The 19,073-nt window shown below is 38.5% G+C and carries 15 protein-coding genes; 10 read left to right on the top strand and 5 right to left on the bottom strand.

What is annotated here, in order from left to right; translation table 11 throughout:
- Positions 1-261: 261 nt before the first annotated feature.
- From FLEMA_RS0107760 to FLEMA_RS0107710, 10 genes are all read left to right on the top strand, one after another.
- Positions 262-2,238, top strand: coding sequence for a S9 family peptidase (locus tag FLEMA_RS0107760; protein ID WP_026994972.1), 1,977 nt, complete (start codon positions 262-264; stop codon positions 2,236-2,238).
- 252 nt (positions 2,239-2,490) lie between these two features.
- Positions 2,491-3,258: an SDR family NAD(P)-dependent oxidoreductase gene (locus FLEMA_RS0107750; RefSeq protein ID WP_026994971.1), complete on the top strand. Its 768-nt coding sequence runs from the start codon at positions 2,491-2,493 to the stop codon at positions 3,256-3,258.
- Between the two features lie 129 nt (positions 3,259-3,387).
- Entirely contained in the window at positions 3,388-4,605 is a 1,218-nt protein-coding gene (locus tag FLEMA_RS0107745; RefSeq protein WP_026994970.1) for an alpha/beta hydrolase family protein, read from the top strand.
- A 375-nt stretch (positions 4,606-4,980) separates the two neighbouring features.
- Positions 4,981-5,655, top strand: a complete 675-nt coding sequence (locus tag FLEMA_RS0107740) for a response regulator transcription factor (RefSeq protein ID WP_026994969.1) — start codon at positions 4,981-4,983, stop codon at positions 5,653-5,655.
- The gene (locus FLEMA_RS0107735; protein WP_026994968.1) at positions 5,652-6,905 is read left to right on the top strand and encodes a sensor histidine kinase; all 1,254 of its coding nucleotides are present in this window, start codon (positions 5,652-5,654) and stop codon (positions 6,903-6,905) included. The genes FLEMA_RS0107740 and FLEMA_RS0107735 overlap by 4 nt, the downstream gene beginning before the upstream one ends.
- Before the next feature lie 63 nt (positions 6,906-6,968).
- A complete protein-coding gene (locus FLEMA_RS0107730; RefSeq protein ID WP_026994967.1) occupies positions 6,969-9,152 on the top strand; it encodes a TonB-dependent receptor in 2,184 nt (727 codons plus the stop codon).
- A 196-nt stretch (positions 9,153-9,348) separates the two neighbouring features.
- Complete coding sequence (locus FLEMA_RS67885; RefSeq protein ID WP_174395948.1) at positions 9,349-9,753, top strand: hypothetical protein; 405 nt, start codon at positions 9,349-9,351, stop codon at positions 9,751-9,753.
- A gap of 347 nt (positions 9,754-10,100) precedes the next feature.
- Positions 10,101-11,546: an adenylate/guanylate cyclase domain-containing protein gene (locus tag FLEMA_RS67880; protein WP_044171076.1), complete on the top strand. Its 1,446-nt coding sequence runs from the start codon at positions 10,101-10,103 to the stop codon at positions 11,544-11,546.
- A gap of 144 nt (positions 11,547-11,690) precedes the next feature.
- Positions 11,691-12,269: an HD domain-containing protein gene (locus FLEMA_RS0107715; protein WP_026994966.1), complete on the top strand. Its 579-nt coding sequence runs from the start codon at positions 11,691-11,693 to the stop codon at positions 12,267-12,269.
- Positions 12,270-12,369: 100 nt separating this feature from the next.
- Entirely contained in the window at positions 12,370-14,235 is a 1,866-nt protein-coding gene (locus FLEMA_RS0107710; protein ID WP_026994965.1) for a patatin-like phospholipase family protein, read from the top strand.
- Positions 14,236-14,307: 72 nt separating this feature from the next.
- Here FLEMA_RS0107710 and FLEMA_RS0107705 read toward each other — a convergent pair whose 3' ends face one another.
- From FLEMA_RS0107705 to FLEMA_RS0107685, 5 genes are all read right to left on the bottom strand, one after another.
- On the bottom strand, positions 14,308-15,210 hold the full coding sequence (locus FLEMA_RS0107705) for a histone deacetylase family protein (RefSeq protein WP_026994964.1): 903 nt from the start codon (positions 15,208-15,210) through the stop codon (positions 14,308-14,310).
- Between the two features lie 285 nt (positions 15,211-15,495).
- Positions 15,496-16,278: an L-fucose dehydrogenase gene (locus FLEMA_RS0107700; RefSeq protein WP_026994963.1), complete on the bottom strand. Its 783-nt coding sequence runs from the start codon at positions 16,276-16,278 to the stop codon at positions 15,496-15,498.
- 13 nt (positions 16,279-16,291) lie between these two features.
- Complete coding sequence (locus FLEMA_RS0107695) at positions 16,292-17,122, bottom strand: amidohydrolase family protein (RefSeq protein WP_026994962.1); 831 nt, start codon at positions 17,120-17,122, stop codon at positions 16,292-16,294.
- A gap of 185 nt (positions 17,123-17,307) precedes the next feature.
- Positions 17,308-18,165, bottom strand: a complete 858-nt coding sequence (locus FLEMA_RS0107690; protein WP_026994961.1) for a fumarylacetoacetate hydrolase family protein — start codon at positions 18,163-18,165, stop codon at positions 17,308-17,310.
- 148 nt (positions 18,166-18,313) lie between these two features.
- A complete protein-coding gene (locus tag FLEMA_RS0107685) occupies positions 18,314-18,982 on the bottom strand; it encodes an SGNH/GDSL hydrolase family protein (RefSeq protein WP_026994960.1) in 669 nt (222 codons plus the stop codon).
- Positions 18,983-19,073: the final 91 nt, after the last annotated feature.

The following is a 19,073-nucleotide window of genomic DNA, read 5'->3' as shown; positions in this document are numbered from 1 at the left end:
ACAGAAACATTATGATACAGAGTTACACAAGGATTTGATGGTATTTTGTAAAAACAAAACCTACAGCTTGTGTAGCTCTGTAAAATAAAGCTCTGTCTTTTACTAGCAGTCTTGGCTCAAATCCAAATTTGTTTGAACAGCTTCAAAATACCTCAGAATTGGTAAAACTCCTAAGCCTGATGTATTGGTTTTATTATTTATTTTCTCGTCACTCATTTGCTCATTAAACCAAACGCTTTTTATTCAACAACTAACTATTTTATGAAAAAACTTTCCGCTTTATTGCTTTGTCTTGGTTTAGTACCTAGCCTTATTTTGGCACAAACACCCCAAAAACGAAAACTTCAGCCCAATGATGTTTATAAAATCAAGACTGTTTCTGACCCTCGTGTATCGCCCGATGGCAACTGGATTTCGTACACCCTCACTTCGGTAGATTCTAGTAAAAACAAACGCTCGTCAGATGTTTGGATGATTAGTTGGGATGGCCAGCAAAATGTACAGCTAACCAATAGCCCCGACGGTGAATCGCAGGCCAAATGGAGTCCCGACAACAAGTATATTTCGTTTGTGTCGTCACGAAATAGCACCACAGGAAGTCAAATATGGCTACTAGACCGCCGTGGTGGTGAAGGTAAACAGCTAACAAATCTTAAAAATGGGGATTTAGAAGAATACGCTTGGTCGCCCGATGGCAAAAAAATTGCCTTGGTGATTCAAACTCAACCCGACACCATAAAACACAAAACACCTAAGCCTTTTGCTACCGACCGTTTCCTTTTCAAAAAAGATATAGAAGGCTATCTCGAAAAAAGACCTACGCATATTTTCTTGTTGGATATAGCTACCAAAAAACTAGATACCCTTACCAAAGGAAATTATGACGAAACATCAATAGCATGGTCGCCCGATGGTACACAGATTGCCTTTATTAGCAATCGTACCGCCGACCCCGACCGCAACGAAAACACCGATGTGTTTGTGGTAGATGCCAAGCCCAATAGTACAATCAAACAGCTTACTACTTGGACAGGGCGTGACTTTGCCCCTACTTGGAGCCCCGACAGCAAACAAATTGCTTATTTGCAAACAACCTCGTCGGAAGATTATATCATGTACGACCAAGCCATTTTGGCTGTAATTAATAAAGACGGTGGCCAGCCTACCCTATTAAGCAAAAGCCTCGATCGGCCTGTCAATTCGCCTCGCTGGACAAAAGATGGCAAGGCTATCAATGTTTTGGTAGTCGACGACCGCCAACGCTATGTGGCCGAATATAGCCTTTCAGGACAATTTAAACGCATTACTACCGACAACGCAATTTATACGTCTTTAGAGCAACACCCCAACGGCTCGTTGTTTTCGTTAGTAACCAACTCGCAACGTCCTGCCGAAATCTATGCTCTTGAAAATGCCGTGCCACGACGCTTGACCAATCATCATGAAGAGTTTTTCAAAAATATAGAGCTAGCTTCGGTAGAAGGATTCAGCTCGAAAGGTAAAGATGGGGTAACGGTATCGAATATACTTTACAGGCCATCGGGCATCGATACCAAGAAAAAATTACCTACAATTTTCTTTATTCATGGTGGGCCAGTAGCACAAGACGAATACAGTTTTGATTTGAGCAGGCAAATGTTAGCTGCTGCAGGCTATGCGGTAGTAGCTGTTAATTACCGAGGTAGCAATGGCCGAGGCTTGGATTACTGCAAGGTGATTAGTGCCGACTGGGGCAATAAAGAGGTAATTGATATTTTGAGTGCGGTAGACTATACCGTAAAAAATGGTATTGCCGACCCCGAAAAACTAGGTATTGGAGGCTGGAGTTACGGTGGTATCCTTACCAACTATGCTATTGCTAGCGATACTCGATTTAAGGCGGCAGCAAGTGGTGCAGGGGTTGCTATGGTATCGTCGATGTATGGAGTTGACCAATATATTTTGCAGTACGAACACGAATTAGGCGCACCTTGGAAAAACTTCCAGAAGTACATTCAGCTTTCGTATCCATTCTTAAAAGCCGATAAAATCAAAACGCCAACCCAGTTTATGGTTGGTGAAAGCGACCACAACGTACCCGCTGTAGGTAGTGAACAAATGTATCAAGCCTTTAAAAGCATTGGTATTCCTACAGAATTGATTGTTTATCCTAACCAATTTCATGGTATTACAGTGCCTAGCTATCAGGTAGATAGATTTGAAAGATATATCAAATGGTTTGATAAATACCTAAAATAGAAGCTGTTTAGCCTTATTAGAAAAACCAGACATCTGGCATTGAAAGATTTGTTTTAGCATTCTCTATGAGGGTTTTTCTTTTAGCTGGTGAATACTTTTGACCAATCAATTACAACACAGAGGAGCAAATGATTAAAGAATTGGGCGGTGGGCTGTTCTTAATAACAGAAACACAAAACTCTTTAAGACTTTGTACCTCTGTGTTTTTTTATACTATACCTTTACATTTATATAAAACAAAACCCAAAAACTATGAATAATAAACCTTTTGATAACCTTGTAGCGATTGTTACAGGAGCGGGTGTTGGTATTGGCTATGAGGTAAGTAAACAACTGGCACTACGAGGTGCCAAAGTTATTTTGAATGACATCGACGAGCAAGTTGTAAGTATTGCAGTACAAAATATCCGAGCTGCCAATGGTATTTGCGAGTATGTGGTAGGCGATAGTGCCGACATTACCACTATCAACAAGCTAGTCGATAAGGCTATTGATACTTATGGCAGCATAGACTTACTCGTCGCCAATTCGGGTATTACTACTTTTGGCGATTTTCTTTCCTATCAGCCCGAATCTTTACGGAGGCTATTAGACATTAATCTATTTGGAACATTCTTTTTGGTACAAGCTGTTGCCAAAAAGATGATCGAACACCAACACGGAGGCAGTATTGTACTTACTTCGTCGGTAACAGGTCATCAGGCTCATCCTTTTTTGGCAGCTTATGGTATGACCAAAGCGGCACTCGAACAACTCGCCAAAAACTTGGTGGTAGACCTCTCGCCTTTCCAAATTAATATCAATACTGTTGCTCCTGGAGCAACCCTTACCGAGCGAACCCTCACCGACCAAGACTATCAAACAACATGGTCACGTATTACACCTTTGGGTAAGCCTGCTACAGTAAGCGATATTGCCGAGGCTATGCTATTTTTATTGTCGCCTCAAGCCAATCATATTACAGGACAAAGCTTGGTTGTAGATGGAGGCTGGACATCGATTGGTGTTTCGCCTTATTAGATTTAGGGCAAAACCCTATTAGCCATTCATTTGTTATTATATTTGTAGATATTATTGATGCTTCATACCATAATATCATACGTATTTCGCAGAACAGTTCGTTCCATTCTAAACATCCGTTAAATCTCTATGTTTCAAAAACCTACAAAATCACGTTCGCTCATCCTTTTGCTATTAGTAAATCTAATCATTTGGAGTTGTAGCAAAAATGACATTGACCCTGTTGTCGAAAATCAATATTTAGTTAGCACTTCTGTTATTGGCGAGTACTCAACCACCCAAGTAGCCCAACGGGTTGACAATAGCGATTTTGGCCAAGGTAATGCCCTGATAACATCCCTTGTAAAAGGCTTGGTAAAATACCCTATAAAGGTGTACAAAGTGGTGTATAATACCAAAGGTGTAGATGGTAAAACACTTCAGGCTTCGGGCGTAGTAATAGTACCTACCACTACCGAAAGTCTGCCATTGATTAGCCAACAACACGGTACACTCAGCAACAAAGCCGATGCCCCATCGCTTTATAGCACTGGAGCTTCCGAAACCTACTTATTGGCCTCGTTGGTAGCCTCAAACGGCTTTATTCTTTCTTGTCCTGATTATATTGGCTACGGAACAACCCAAAATCTCGACCACCCCTACGAACACCGTGAAACCCTAGCTCAGTCTAGTCTTGATTTGATTAGGGCAGCCAAAGAATTACTAAACCAAGAAAAGGTAAGTTGGAGCAAGAAAGTAATGATTACGGGCTATTCGGAAGGAGGCTATGCCACTATGGCCTTGCAGAAAAAAATGGAAGAGCAGTTTCCTAATGAATTTAATTTGGTAGCATCGTCGTGTGGTGCAGGGGCTTATAACAAAACAGCCTTCATGAAATATATCATTAACGAAACTACGCATGGAGTAGCCTCTTACAACTCGCTTTATATTTGGGTAACCACGGCCTACAATAGTATTTACGGTATTAATCGCCCAATGACCTACTATTTCAATGCTCCGTATGCTGCCGAAGTACAAGCCAAAGGCCCTTTTGCCAATATTCCTGTTAGCATTAATTTAGCCTATAGCGATACTTTCAGAAAAGGGGTCAACGAAGGCACTGATACAGCCTTTATTAATGCTGTAAAAGACAATGATATATTCGACTGGAAACCCAAAACTCCTACCCAACTATATCATGGAACAGCCGACCAACACGTTTTCTATTTCAATTCAGAAACAGCCTTTAATGCTATGAAAGCCAAAGGTGGCGATGTTACTTTGATTAGCTTACCCAACAAAGACCATTTTACCGCTATCCAAGATTATTTGTTGGGTACGTTAACTTTCTTTGGAGGCAAAAAATAAGATTTTGAATACACATAAGTCATCTCGAATTTAGTGAATGAGTAATTATTTTTGAAGATGATTTTCAGTAGTAAAGAAGCAATGCTTTGCGGCTAAAGATGTGTAATGATGACATTTAACATGAAAAATCGGTCGAAAATTGTTTTTCGACCGATTTTTATAAATAGCTCCTAAATTTCCATCATTTGAGCAATTGATAGGCCTCTTCAAGGCTCACTTAACGACCTGATGGCTCCCAACAAACAAAAAGTTGGGATGACTCATGTTTGTGCAACTTTACACCTTTGTCCAAAATAACAAATCTTAACAGTTCAGAATTCCTACAGATTTTCATTCTACATTTGCGATTAAACACCCTTCTAGCCAATTATATCCATGAAGCTGTTAATCATTGAAGATGAAATACCCCTCCTCGAATCCATTATCCATTATTTTGGGCAAGAAGGTCATATTTGCGAAATAGCTCCCAATTGGGAAACTGCTATGGAAAAAGTACAGCTCTATGAATATGATTGTATTGTTGTTGACATAAACCTTCCTGATGGCAATGGTTTGTCCATTATTCGCCACCTCAAAAAAGAACTTTCAGAAGTAGGAATTATTATTATTTCTGCTCAAAATGCACTCAACGACCGCCTAGTGGGTCTTGAGCTTGGGGCCGATGACTATTTAACCAAGCCATTTCATTTGGCCGAACTCAACGCCCGTATCAAATCTATTATTCGCCGACGAAATTTTCAGGGTAATACTTCCATTACATTTGAAGAAATCGTTGTGTGGCCTAGCGAAATGCTTGTAACAATTCATGATAAAACTCTTATCTTAACCAAAAAAGAATTTGACTTACTCATGTATCTGATAGTCAATAAAAATAAAGTATTAACCAAAACAGCCATTGCCGAAAACCTTTGGGGCGATAGTGCCGATATGCTCGACAATCACGATTTTATTTATACCCATATCAAAAACTTGCGAAAAAAAATGCTGGAAAGTGGTGGCAATGATTACATTCAGTCGGTTTATGGAATGGGATACAAATTTGGGAAATGAAAAAACTACTTAATATTACCTCCAATTTCCACTTGGCTATTTCCTGTGGGGTTCTTGTTATAGGCTGTTCTCTATTTTACTTAACTATTCGACAAATCATTGACGAGGAAGTTACCGAAGAGTTATATCAAAATCAAGCCAAAGTTGTTCATTGGTTTCACCAAAACGAACACCTTCCTCCGCACATTTTATTACTAGGTGATAGCCTCCATTGGGAAATCACCACATACAAAACACCCGAAATCCTCAAAGATACCAACCTTTATAATTATACCGAACAAGAAATAGAACCTTACCGACAACTTAGCTTTACTATACCCAAAAACAAAATTTTATACCGAGTTACGCTATACAAACTTCTCATTGAAAATCAGCCTATTATATCATCCATTGCAATATCTATGAGTACTATTCTGGCTATGCTTTTTTTGGCTATCATGCTTATCAACAGGCGATATTATCAATACCTTTGGCAACCTTTTTACAATAGTTTGTCTTTAGTAAAAAAGTTTCAATTAGCCGACAAGCACGTTTTGAGTTTTCCCAAAAGTAATATTGCAGAATTTGATTCACTCAACAATACGCTATCACGTTTGCTCAATCGTATCAATAACGACTATCTACAACTCAAAGAGTTTACAGAAAATGCTTCTCACGAAATTCAAACACCAATGGCTATTATACAAGCCAAGATTGAGGTATTAATGCAAGAATCATCATTGACAGAATCACAGCTAAAAAACCTTTTAAGTATTTCGGAAGCTGTAAATAGGCTTTCAAAGCTCAACGCAACGCTGTTGTTGTTGACCAAAATAGAAAATGGACAGTTTCAGGAAGGGAGTATCCCTGTCAATCTTTCAAAGGTACTAGAACAAAAACTTTTTGATTTTGATGATTTTTTGAGTCAATTCTATGTCCAAACCCAAATAGAGCCTGCTGTTGAGGTGAATAGCCACCCCATATTGTTAGATATTCTTATCAACAACCTTCTTTCTAATGCCTACAAGCATAACCAACCTACAGGCACAATCAACGTTTTTCTCAATCAGCAACACCTAAGCGTAAGCAATACAGGACACGTATTATCGATTCCTGAACATAAGATTTTTGAGCGTTTTCAAAAAGGCAATACCTCTAATAAGTCATTTGGCTTGGGATTGGCTATTGCTAAAAAAATTTGTGAGCAAAACCATTGGGAAATTTCCTATCAATTTCAGGACAACAAACATAGTATGACTGTCTATTTTTAAGAACTTCAGATTTGCTCCAGTATTGCTTTCTAGTTTTGTGTATCATTTCAATTCGCTAGCAACATGAAGCATTTCAGCAAGAAACTTACCTTAATCGTAGCATTGGGCCTTATCAGCTTGACCAACTTTGCACAGAACTTTTTTTATATTCAAGTAAAAGACAGCCTAAGTCATGAGCCATTAGAAGGCGTTTCGATTATAAAAAAAGATACCAAAATTGGGCAAAAAACAGACACAAAAGGATTGGTAAAGTTTACGAATCTCGGCAATCCCAATACTGTATTTGTTATATCGTCGGTAGGTTATCAAACCCAAACCGTTAGTATAACACAAACACACAACACACTCGAATCGCCCTTGGTAGTTTGGCTCAATACCGAAATCGAAACCATGGAGGAGGTTACGATTAGCTCAACCAGAACCAATTCTAGAATTGAAGATTTGCCTCTTAAAGTAGAAGTACTTGGAATCGACGATATGATGGAAGAAAACACGATAAAACCAAGCAGTATTAGTAGTATTCTTGGCGATTTATCGGTGATTCATATACAACAAACTTCGGCTACCAATGGCAACAGTACTGTAAGAATGCAAGGTTTGGATGGCAAATACACCCAAATTCTAAAAGATGGCTTACCTTTATACGAAGGCTATTCGGGGAGTTTCGGTATTTTGCAAATACCTCCTTTAGACCTAAAACAAGTGGAGATTGTAAAAGGGTCGGTATCGACTCTCTATGGTGGCGGAGCCATTGCAGGAATGATAAACCTTATTTCAAAACAACCAACCGACCAACAAGACTTATCTTTTACCCTGAACCGCACTACGCTCAAAGAATCGAATATTAATGGGTATTACGCTCAAAAATGGGGAAAATTCGGTAGTACTATTTTTTCGGGTATAACCCAACAAAATGCCGTAGATGTCAATAAAGATGGGCTGTCGGACGTACCCGACATCAAAAATCTTACTTTTCATACCAAACTTTTCTACGATTTTTCGGAAAAAACAAAAGCTAATATAGGTTTTGCTTATTTAACCGAAAAAAGATTGGGAGGCGATATGCAGGTAATATACCAAAGCCCAGACAATAGCCATCAATATTACGAAAAGAATATCTCTGAGCGTATTACTACCGATATGCACTTTTCTCATGCTTTTTCAGCTAATCATCAGCTTAGTGCCAAAGGAACAGTCAGTACCTTTAATCGTAGCTTACAACAAAGTACTTATGGTTTTGAAGGTCGTCAGATTGCCAGCTTTTTTGAAGCTTCAGATTTTATTAAAACGGCAAAAAGCAACTTTGTTTATGGCATAAACTTCACTGCTGAAGATTTCAAAAAGAAACAGCCTGATAGCACTTTCCTACAAAACTACCAGTACATTACCACAGGTAGTTTTGTACAAGAAGGCTATAATTTCACAGATAAGTTGATGGTAGAAATAGGCTTTAGAAGCGATTTTCATAACAAATTCGGTAATTTCTTTTTACCACGATTAGCATTTTTCTATAAGCCTCAAAACAACCTTTCGATACGAATGAGCGGTGGCTTGGGCTACAAAACGCCCAATGTATTTACCCAGCAGACTATCTCGGGAAGTTTACGCTACCTCCTCCCTATCGATGCCTCGCTCAAACCCGAATCATCAATAGGTATCAATTTTGATTTGAACTACCATTTTGTAATTGCCGAAAAAATCAATGTACAATTAAATCAAGCTTTTTATTATACCCGCATCAGCAATCCAATATTGACCAATACTTTGCCAAACAACCATATTAGTTTAATCAATAAAAACTACGACATCAATTCAATTGGAACAGACACCTATATTAGATTTGAAGTCGATGCCATTGAACTTTATCTAGGCTATAATCATACCATTGCCAAGCGTGTCGGTACAGGTACGAATGTATATTTGCCTTTTAGCCCACAAGATAAATTTTCGAGTACCCTTGCCTATGAAATTACAGACAAATGGCGTTTTGGTATCGAAAATAGTTTTGTAGCCAACCAATATATCAACGAAAATCAGCCTGTCAACAACTATTGGTTTTGGGCAGGTATGATAGAACGAAAACTTGGCAAAATCAGCATTGTGCTAAATGCCGAAAATATCTTCGATTTTAGACAGTCCAAATCTGAAGCTTTATTTTTAGGAAATATTACCCAACCTACCTTTCAGCCACTTTGGGGGCCAATCGATGGGCGAGTTATTAATCTAGCTATGAAAATCAAAATTTAGGATAACGGCTCTGTTTACATCAACATTGTACATAAACCCAGGCTAAGGCCTATCATGATTCGTCCGTTTTCTTGCCTTTTTCCGACAAGAAAACGGACTTTATTTTTTATAAAAAATACCACTTACATTTCAAATTTGTAAAATTGTGTATAATTTTACCTGATTCATCAATAACCACCATTAACTGCCATTAATTATGCAACTTTCGCTCATTTCTGAGATGCCCGAGCTAGAAAAGAAAGTCTTCTTGGATGTTTTTGCAAAAGTGTACTTTGACCGTCGCCTTCGTAGGCCACGCCTCAAAACGATTGATGGCCAAACAATCCCTGCCGACCTCACGATTGGCTGTGCTACCCGAATTCTTTCTCAATTTCCAGAAGGGACAATCTATAAACTAGACGTTCGTTTGATACAAAAGAATGGCCGTCAGCCTTATTTCTTAACCCTCAATCACAGAAAAGTACAAAGAGCTATTGAGTTTTTTGAGCACAATTTACAACTACAATGTGGCCTCAAAAACGACTGTCGCCCCAAAAAAACAGTGGTTTTTGAACGAAGAAAATCTCATAAAACTACTCCTACCGATTCTTCAATTTGTTAAAAATAGCATACCGTCAATTTTTCCTTCTCATTTTTCTGTACCACTGGCATCAACCCAAAGCTACTGAGTAGTATAGGTGTAAAGTACTGGCACAACACAAAACTACCACAAAACCCGCTTATAGTCAATTATTTAACAGTTGTCGTCATTGAGGACTCCTCAACGTGTGCATGTGTTATGCTGTCATTTGCCTGCTTTGCCCAAAAGGTAATACCTGCCTATTATTTATTACCCACTTTTATAACAAATAAGTTTGGGCAAAACTAAGCTTGTCCTTACAAAACCCCATAAGCTTTTGTTATATTTTAAATTCATTTTGTTATATTTAACTTACACTTCAAATACTTATGAAAACGATTCTTCTTATCTGTACATTTTGTACGGCATTGCTATCAGCAAATGCCCAAAACAAAACCATTGAGCTTTGGAAAAGCAGGCTACAAACCGAAACCAAGGATATTACTAAATCAGATATTTTGCTGAATATTTCTAAAGAATTTGAACTAGAAAATAACCTACCCGAGGCACTTACGTATGCTCAACAAGCCCTTACCCTTGCCCAAGGTATCGATTACAAAAAGGGAATGGCCTTTGCTTATGCTCAGCTTTCAAATATCAATGGTAAGCTAGGCAATAAATCACAACAACGAAAGCTCCGCAATAAAGCCAACAGTTTGTTTAATGAAACTAACCAACATATTGGTAATGATATTGTTGCCTTACAACGACAACAACTTTTGGCAGAAGAACAAATCAAAAAAGAAGAGGAAGAACTACAGAAACAAAAAGAGGAAATAGAAAAAAGCAAACAAGAATTGGCTTTAAAAAACGAAGAAGTTGAGCAGTCGAAAGGGGCTGTGGCCTTGTCGTTACAAACCATTAGTGCCCTTAGCAACGATACTTTACGAAAACGAGCGATGTTGCTAAAAAAGCAAAAAGAATTAGCCATTCAGTCTGACAAAATCAAGATTCTTCGACAAGAAAAAGCTTTACAAGAATTGGCGTTGGAAAAGCAAAAGGTAGTTCAAAAACTGATGACAGTGGTAGTAATGGCTATTTTGTTGCTTGTACTGGTATTATTGCTTTTGTATTTTAACAAGAAAAGAAGCAATCAGAAATTGGCCGAAAAAAACGCTATTATTGCCCAAGAAAAACAGCGTTCCGACGAGCTATTACTCAATATTCTTCCTTACGAACTGGTAGAAGAACTCAAAGAAAAAGGCGTAGCTCAAGCCCGTGACTACGAACAAGCCACCGTGATGTTTACAGATTTTAAGGGATTTACCCAAATCAGCGAACAACTTAGTACACAGGAGCTTATCGAAGAAATAGATTTTTGTTTTAAGGGCTTCGACCGCATTATCGAAAAATACGAGGGTATCGAAAAAATCAAAACCATTGGCGATGCCTATTTGTGTGCTGGAGGGATTCCTGCCCCCAATCAAACTCATCCCTTTGATGTAGTACATGCGGCTGTCGAAATTCGAGATTTTATGAAAGCCCGCGAGCATGAACGCAAAAGTAACAACAAACCTTTTTTTGAAATACGCATTGGAATTCACTCGGGGCCTTTGATTGCGGGAGTGGTTGGTGTCAAAAAATTTGCTTATGACATTTGGGGCGATACCGTTAATACGGCATCTCGTATGGAAAGTAATAGCGAAGTAGGTAAAATCAATGTTTCTGGAGCTACCTATGAGCTAGTCAAAAACCGCTTCCATTGTAAATATCGAGGCAAAATAACGGCCAAGCATAAAGGCGAAATTGATATGTATTTCGTTGATGATAAATAGGTAATTGGGAGTACCCAATAGTTATGAGTATCATTTTTGCTGTTTTCATATAGCCTTGTAAGTCCAAATTTGCTTAAACAAACCACACCAATACTATATCATCAGAATATCCAGTAATCCAAAACTCTTTTCAATAGTATTAGTATGAATACCTACGCTGCGATACAGTATATTTCGGAAAAGCTTGAAAAAGAGCTTTCTCCTTTGTTAACTTATCATCATTTCGGCCACACCCTTGCCGTAGCCAATAGGGCCATTGCTATTGCCCATTCAGAAGGAGTTGAGCAGGCCGAAACACTCAGTCTGTTATCAATAGCGGCTTATTTTCATGATGCAGGCTTTTTAATTAGTCACGAAAATCACGAATACCATAGTTGCCAAATTGTACAAGCTATTTTACCAAGTTTTGCTTTTTCAGACGCTCAAATTGAGCATATAACAGCCCTTATTATGGCTACCAAAATACCACAATCTCCCAAAAATCAGCTAGCCGAAATTCTTTGTGATGCCGACCTCGACTATCTTGGTGACCATAATTTTTATGCTATTTCCCAGACATTATGGCAAGAACTCTACAACCTCGACAAAATAGATAACTCCAACAACTGGAACCAAATACAAGTACATTTTTTAGAATCTCATCGCTATTTTACACCAACCAACCAACTTGCACGAAATAGCGAAAAACAAAAACGTATTGAAGAATTAAAAAGTAAATACTAACAGAGCCAAGTTGGTTTAAACCCCCAAACTCGGTATTCTTGCATAATTGGTTTATCATTCCACAACAAACCATTTGAAATACCTTTAAAACTGTGTAAACATGCACCAATCCTTTTTTGTCCAAAATTATCAACATGAGTTACTTATCAATAGCCTTACCAATGTTTTCGGCAAATTTGATTTGACCATGCTTTCGCTTATAGAACCCCAACTAGAATGGATTGAATTATCTGGTGGCGAAATTCTGTTTCATCAAAATGACCCCGACGATTCACTTTATTTTGTTATTAGTGGCCGCCTCAGGGCTTTTATTACCACACCCGACCACGAATATGTTACCATTGGCGAGATTGTACGTGGCGAAACTGTCGGGGAAATGGCGTTGTTTACTGGCGAACCACGAGGTGCAAGTATTGTGGCTATTCGTGATAGCGTACTGGTAAAGCTTAGTAAGCCTATTTTTGAGGAGGTTATTAAGGCCTATCCTCTTATTTCGATGAACGTAACCAAGATTATTATCAATCGGTTAAGGCTTTCGCAATCGCCTAAAAAAAATATCCAAAAGCCTGTCAATATTTGTTTATTTGGGGTTTCGACAGATACCCTTTTATCTGATTTTGCAACACAACTGTTGCCTTATTTGCAGAAAAAAGGCAATACCCTATTACTCTCGTCAGAAATTGTAAATCAAATTCACCAAACCGAGCATTTGGCTCAAGCTAACAAAAATGATACTATTTTGTACCGAAAACTAAGCCGATGGCTCGACGAACAAGAATATCAGCACGACTTACTTGTGTACCTCTGCGACCCCAATGATACCGAATGGACCAGCCGTTGTATTCGTAATGCCGATGAAATTTATTTACTGGCATCGGCCAGTGAGTCGCCTGAACCGAGTATTTTGGAAAAAAAGCTTTTTGATAATAATCACCGTATTGGGGCATTTACAAACCTGATTTTATTGCACCCCGAAAACACTATTATTCCGAGTAATACTGAGGTTTGGCTAAAACCTCGCAACATAAAAAGGCATTTTCATGTGCGTTTGCACACGGTTCCCGAACTCCAAAGGTTAGCCCGAATTATTAGCGGCACAGCTATCGGGCTAGTTTTGGCTGGCGGAGGAGCAAAAGGGTTTGCTCATTTGGGTATTTATCAAGCACTAAAAGAATATGGTATTGCGATTGACTTTGTTGGAGGTACTAGCGTTGGAGCAATGATGGCCGCCCTGATTGCACTAGGCGTGAATCCTGAAAAAGCCAAAGATAATGCCCGCCAAGGAGCTATCGACAATCCTACTAAAGACTATACGCTGCTACCTTTTGTATCGCTGATTCAGGGTAATAGAATAGAGAAAATGATACGAGAGTCTATTAGAAAAAGTGTTGGCAAAGATGTGATGATAGAAGATACTTGGCTTACTTTTTATGCTGTTTCTAGCAACTACAGCAAAGCCCGAGAAGAACTGCATACACGTGGCCCTTTGGCCAAATACCTCCGTGCTAGTAGTTCGATTCCTGGAGCATTTCCACCTGTAGTCGATGGCGAACATTTTCTGGTAGATGGCGGTACGTTTAATAATTTCCCTACTGATATTATGAACAAAATGGGGGTTGCCAAAATTATTGGCGTTGATTTGAATATCGACAAACCTCGTAAACTCACTATCGACCGAATGCCTTCTGGTTGGGAAATTTTAAAAGATAAGCTCAATAGTAAAGAAAACCGAAAATATAGAGTGCCATCGTTAATGTCGATTATTCTTAATAGCACTGTTTTGTATAGCAATGCTCGCCAAAACGAAACTAAAAAATATACCGACTTGTATTTTAACCCCGACCTCAAACGATTTAGTATTCTTAATTGGAAAGCCTTCGATGAAATATATCATATTGGCTACCAACATGCCAAAGAAGTCCTTAGCAATATGACCGAAGAGGAACTTCAATATTTTAGAGAATAAATGCTAAGGCATTATTTTCTTTGAATGGCTATTAGCAAGCCAATTACTTCGTTTGCTAATAGCAAAACTTTACTAAAAATACATTTTTTGAGCCAAACGAAAGGTATTACAATGAGCCTCTACAATGTCGGCAATACGAGGAGAATACCCTCCTCCCATCGCAACTACAATAGGTAACTGGTATGATTTGGCATATTCAAACACCAGTTCGTCTCGTCTATAACAGCCCTGCATACTTACCGAAAGTTTGCCTAATTTGTCGCTGGCAAGAATATCCACTCCTGATACAAAAAATAGGAAATCAGGCTTCACTCTTTTGAATAATATAGGCAAAGTATCATACAAGATATTCAAATAAACGTCGTCTTGGGTGTATGTTGGTAGTTCAATATCCCAATCCGATATTTCCTTGTGCAAAGGGTAATTTTCTTTACCATGTATCGAAAAAGTAAAAACACGAGGTTCGTTAGCAAATATTTCGGCAGTACCATTGCCTTGATGTACGTCTAAGTCTATTACCAATATTTTTTTAGCCAAACCTTTGTCTATCAGATAATTACTAGCTACGGCAACATCATTCAACAAACAAAACCCTTCACCTTTATCCGAATAAGCATGATGTGTTCCTCCTGCTACATTCATCGACACCCCCGACTCAAAGGCAAACCGAGTACAGTCAATCGTACCTTGTGTAATAATTGTTTCTCGTAATACAAGTTGTTCATTCAAAGGAAAGCCTATTCGACGAATCATTTTGGGGTCAAGGCTCAGCGACTTCAAAGCTTGCCAATAAGCAGGCTGGTGTGTTCTGGTAATCCATGCCTCGTCGACGGGCTTTGGCTCAAAAAACTGGTCTTGGCTACAAGTACCTTCATACAATAATTGCTCGGGAATAAGTTCGTACTTAATCATCGGGAAACGATGCCCTTCGGGCAATGGATGTTGATATATGGGCGAATAGGCAATTTTTAACATACTACTATAACAATAAAAAACCTGATGAGGTTTGACTCATCAGGCTAATTCAGAGGTAAGTTTGGGCAATAAAATAATTATAGTTTTAGAAGTAAGATTCACTGCAAAATGCTATAGTCTACTATTTAGACTCAATAAAAATAATAACACAAAATAAAGCTATTTCTATTAAGACTCCAAACAAAATTACATTTTATTTAAAATGAATCTAAACAACTATCTTTTCAATGCAAAACCTCCTGAATATCAAGAATTCCGCACTTTTTTTCTATCAAAATACCCAACTTACAACAAAGCTCTATCTAAATGTACATATCCACCATCTACATGAATCAGTTGTCCTGTAGTATGGCTCGAACGTTTGGATAACAAGAAAGCAACCATATCAGCGATTTCTTGAGAGGTAGTCATTCGTTTACCCAAAGGAATTTTATCATTGATTTTAGCCAGCGTTTCATCTGGATTTGGCAATGTTTTTATCCAGCGGTCGTACAATGGCGTATAACATTCGGCCACAATAACGGCATTGACACGTATGCCAAATGGCAATAATTCGACAGCCCATTCACGGGTAAGGGCGTTGCGGCCACCATTGGCAGCAGCATAAGCCGAAGTACCACCCTGTCCTGTTTCGGCTGTTTTTGACCCGATATTGACAATTGCCCCTTTCGACTCTTTCAAATAAGGCAAAGCATGATGAGCCAACAAATAATAATGGATTAAATTACTGTGCAACGACTGTACAAAACGCTCGTAATTACCACTTTCCAAACCTACACCATCGTTGACACCTGCATTATTGACAAGGCCGTCTATTCGGCCAAAAGTTTTTACTACTTCAGCAACTACCTGTTCACAAGCTTCTGGCTTGGTTAATTCAGCTACAAACGACCACGCATGGCCACCAGCCGCCTGAATACTTTCGATAGTCTTGAGGTTATCGGCTTCATTGCGGCCCACAATGGCTACATACGCACCTTCGCTAGCAAGGGCACTCGAAATGCCTTCGCCAATACCTTTGGCACCACCAGTAACAATAATGACTTTTTCTTTTAATCCTAAATTCATGTTAAATAACGAGTTATGAAAGATTATAAATTTTTTGGGCTGTTTCGCCCATAATTTTTCGTTGTTCGAGGTGGGTCAGCGAACCAATATAATCGGTTACAATTTGTAACATTTCGTCGTATTGGGCTGCCACCAAGCACACAGGCCAGTCAGAACCGAACATCAAACGCTCAGGGCCAAAAGCCTTCAAAACAGTATCAAGATATACTTTAAAATCGCTTGGTTTCCAGCCTGTCCACTCGCCTTCTGTAACCATTCCCGACACCTTACAATAAACATTCTGATTCAAGGCTAATTTCTTAATTTCAGTTTGCCATGTGGCATATTCTCCGCTTTTAATATCGGGTTTGGCAATATGGTCGAGTATAAATTTTTGTTCTGGAAATAATTTCACAAACCGCAATGCTTGGTCAAGTTGGTAATGATAAATCAGAATATCGTAGGTAAAATCATACGCTCCTAATTCGGTAATACCTGCCTTAAACTTGGGTCTAAGCATAAAATCGGGGTCTGTTTCGCCCTGCACAATATGCCGAAATCCTTTTACTTTTTTGAACTGAGCATAATGTTCGAGGCGGTCATAAACATCGTCGGCCATGAGGTCGACCCAGCCTACAACACCTTTGATAAAGTCATTTTTTTCAGCCAAATCTATCAAGAAATCCGTTTCGGCTTCTGATTGGTCGGCTTGAACAGCCACACATCCATCAAATTTGTGTTTGAGTAAAATTGGTTCGAGGTCACTTGGCAGGAAGTCTTTTTGGATAACCTTCATTTCGTCGTTAATCCAACTGTGTTTGATAGGGTCGTACTTCCAAAAATGCTGATGTGAATCTATTTTCATATTGTTGTGTAATTATTGAATAATAGGCTTATCGACAAAACCTCGACCCTGACAAATCAAGGTTTTGTACCTAATAAGACTAACTGATTTTAGTGAATAACTAGATAGTTTTTTACAAAACGTAAGAATTGCCTTGTTAATATAAAACTAAAAGCCTATAATTCAATAAACCCAAGGTGAGATGATTAATTTTTCGTCCAATTTTTTGCTATCTGACGAGAAGAACCTAGTTGGTCAATTCCTAATTCTACGACATCGCCTTCTTTCAAATAAATAGGCGGATTAAAGCCTAAACCAACCCCTGGAGGTGTACCTGTCGAAATAATATCGCCTGGTAATAGAGTCATAAATTGACTCAAATACGACACCAAAGTAGGTATTTTGAAAATCAACTGATTGGTACTACTATTTTGAAATGTTTTTCCATTGACGGTCAACCACATTTTTAACTCATTCACATTCTCTATTTCGTCTTGTGTAGCTAAAAATGGGCCTATTGGGGCAAATGTATCACAACCTTTTCCTTTACTCCAGTTACCTCCTCTTTCAATTTGAAATTCTCTTTCCGAAACATCATTGTGTAAGCAATAACCTGCTACGTAGTTGAGGGCATCGGCTTCGTCGACATACTGGGCTTTTTTGCCAATTACAAAAGCTAATTCTACTTCCCAATCTGTTTTTACCGAATTTCGAGGAATAATAATGTCGTCGTTGGGGCCAGAAAGAGCCGTTGTAGATTTAAAGAAAATAATGGGTTCTTGTGGAATAGCAGCTCCTGTTTCGCGAGCGTGGTCTTCAAAATTAAGACCTATACAAACAATTTTAGAAGGGCGAGCAACGCATGAACCCAAACGAATTTCATCTGAAACTTCTGGTAAAGCTGCCTGATTGCTTGCTAGCCAAGTAGCTAGTCGAGTAAGGCCATCGTTTTCAAAAAACTGTTCGTTGTAGTCTTCGCCAAAAGCCGAAACATCGTAGCGTTTTTCGTTGATGATAACACCTGGTTTTTCTTTACCTATTTCTCCGAATCTTATTAATTTCATTTGTTTTTACTTTTAAATCGATAGCCAGTACCGCTATCATGTTAGATAAACACGTTAATTTGTTTTTATTGGGCTACTAAACAGAAAATACACCTAAACGGCTGATAATTAACTCTTTTACATTTCTAGTTATCCCAACTGATTATTTTTATAGTTTTATAATCAACGACAACATCAATTCGGCTACGGTTTGGTTGCCGATGTCGTTGAGATGCACACGGTCGGTTGTTAAAATTCCTGATTCTTTGTTGCTTGGGTTATTGGCAATGTTATAAACAAAAAATGCTTTTCTTAAATCACATAAAGGAACGCCATTTTTTTGAGCGATTTTGCGGATAATATTTGAATATTGGTTCAAATCACCATCTTGTGCATTGCTAAAATCGGTTTTTTCACCAATAACAGCAGGTGTACAAAGAATAATTTTAGCTCCGTTGGCTTTTATTTTATTGATAATAGCCTGATAGAATTTTTCAAATTTATCTTGGTCAGTACCTGTACCCGAAGTAGCTTTATGCCAAACGTCATTTACGCCCACATAGATTACCACAATGTCTGGTTTTTTGTCAAGCACATCCGACTCCAAACGCAAATACAAATCATAGACCTTATTTCCCCCGATTCCAGCACCAATCAATTCGTAGTCAGCTTTTTGGTTGTTTTTTTCTAACAACTCCCCTATTTTGGTAATATAACCATTGGGCTGTACACCCGCCTGAGTGATAGAATCGCCAAAGAAAATGACTCTTTTAGGTTTGTCTTGTACAAATGACATGGTCATTAAAATCATAAATAAAGAAAATATGGTCTTTTTCATAGTGTTTGTTTGAGTTTGATATTGCTTTTGTTATTACAAAAATTAGTCAATTTAGTATTCTATTAATCATTTAAAAGAAAGCTAATTCGCC

Origin of the sequence: Flectobacillus major DSM 103 (genome assembly GCF_000427405.1) — a bacterium.
GTDB classification, from domain to species: Bacteria; Bacteroidota; Bacteroidia; order Cytophagales; family Spirosomataceae; genus Flectobacillus; species Flectobacillus major.
The sequence above is the reverse complement of the archived record's forward strand: the minus strand, read 5'-3'. Positions and strand labels throughout refer to the sequence as shown.

What these genes read in the sequence shown, in the direction of transcription:
- FLEMA_RS0107760 (WP_026994972.1), top strand. Translation starts at nt 262, where the DNA reads ATGAAAAAACTTTCCGCTTTATTGCTTTGTCTTGGTTTAGTACCTAGC.
- FLEMA_RS0107750 (WP_026994971.1), top strand. Translation starts at nt 2,491, where the DNA reads ATGAATAATAAACCTTTTGATAACCTTGTAGCGATTGTTACAGGAGCG.
- FLEMA_RS0107745 (WP_026994970.1), top strand. Translation starts at nt 3,388, where the DNA reads ATGTTTCAAAAACCTACAAAATCACGTTCGCTCATCCTTTTGCTATTA.
- FLEMA_RS0107740 (WP_026994969.1), top strand. Translation starts at nt 4,981, where the DNA reads ATGAAGCTGTTAATCATTGAAGATGAAATACCCCTCCTCGAATCCATT.
- FLEMA_RS0107735 (WP_026994968.1), top strand. Translation starts at nt 5,652, where the DNA reads ATGAAAAAACTACTTAATATTACCTCCAATTTCCACTTGGCTATTTCC.
- FLEMA_RS0107730 (WP_026994967.1), top strand. Translation starts at nt 6,969, where the DNA reads ATGAAGCATTTCAGCAAGAAACTTACCTTAATCGTAGCATTGGGCCTT.
- FLEMA_RS67885 (WP_174395948.1), top strand. Translation starts at nt 9,349, where the DNA reads ATGCAACTTTCGCTCATTTCTGAGATGCCCGAGCTAGAAAAGAAAGTC.
- FLEMA_RS67880 (WP_044171076.1), top strand. Translation starts at nt 10,101, where the DNA reads ATGAAAACGATTCTTCTTATCTGTACATTTTGTACGGCATTGCTATCA.
- FLEMA_RS0107715 (WP_026994966.1), top strand. Translation starts at nt 11,691, where the DNA reads ATGAATACCTACGCTGCGATACAGTATATTTCGGAAAAGCTTGAAAAA.
- FLEMA_RS0107710 (WP_026994965.1), top strand. Translation starts at nt 12,370, where the DNA reads ATGCACCAATCCTTTTTTGTCCAAAATTATCAACATGAGTTACTTATC.
- FLEMA_RS0107705 (WP_026994964.1), bottom strand. Translation starts at nt 15,210, where the DNA reads ATGTTAAAAATTGCCTATTCGCCCATATATCAACATCCATTGCCCGAA.
- FLEMA_RS0107700 (WP_026994963.1), bottom strand. Translation starts at nt 16,278, where the DNA reads ATGAATTTAGGATTAAAAGAAAAAGTCATTATTGTTACTGGTGGTGCC.
- FLEMA_RS0107695 (WP_026994962.1), bottom strand. Translation starts at nt 17,122, where the DNA reads ATGAAAATAGATTCACATCAGCATTTTTGGAAGTACGACCCTATCAAA.
- FLEMA_RS0107690 (WP_026994961.1), bottom strand. Translation starts at nt 18,165, where the DNA reads ATGAAATTAATAAGATTCGGAGAAATAGGTAAAGAAAAACCAGGTGTT.
- FLEMA_RS0107685 (WP_026994960.1), bottom strand. Translation starts at nt 18,982, where the DNA reads ATGAAAAAGACCATATTTTCTTTATTTATGATTTTAATGACCATGTCA.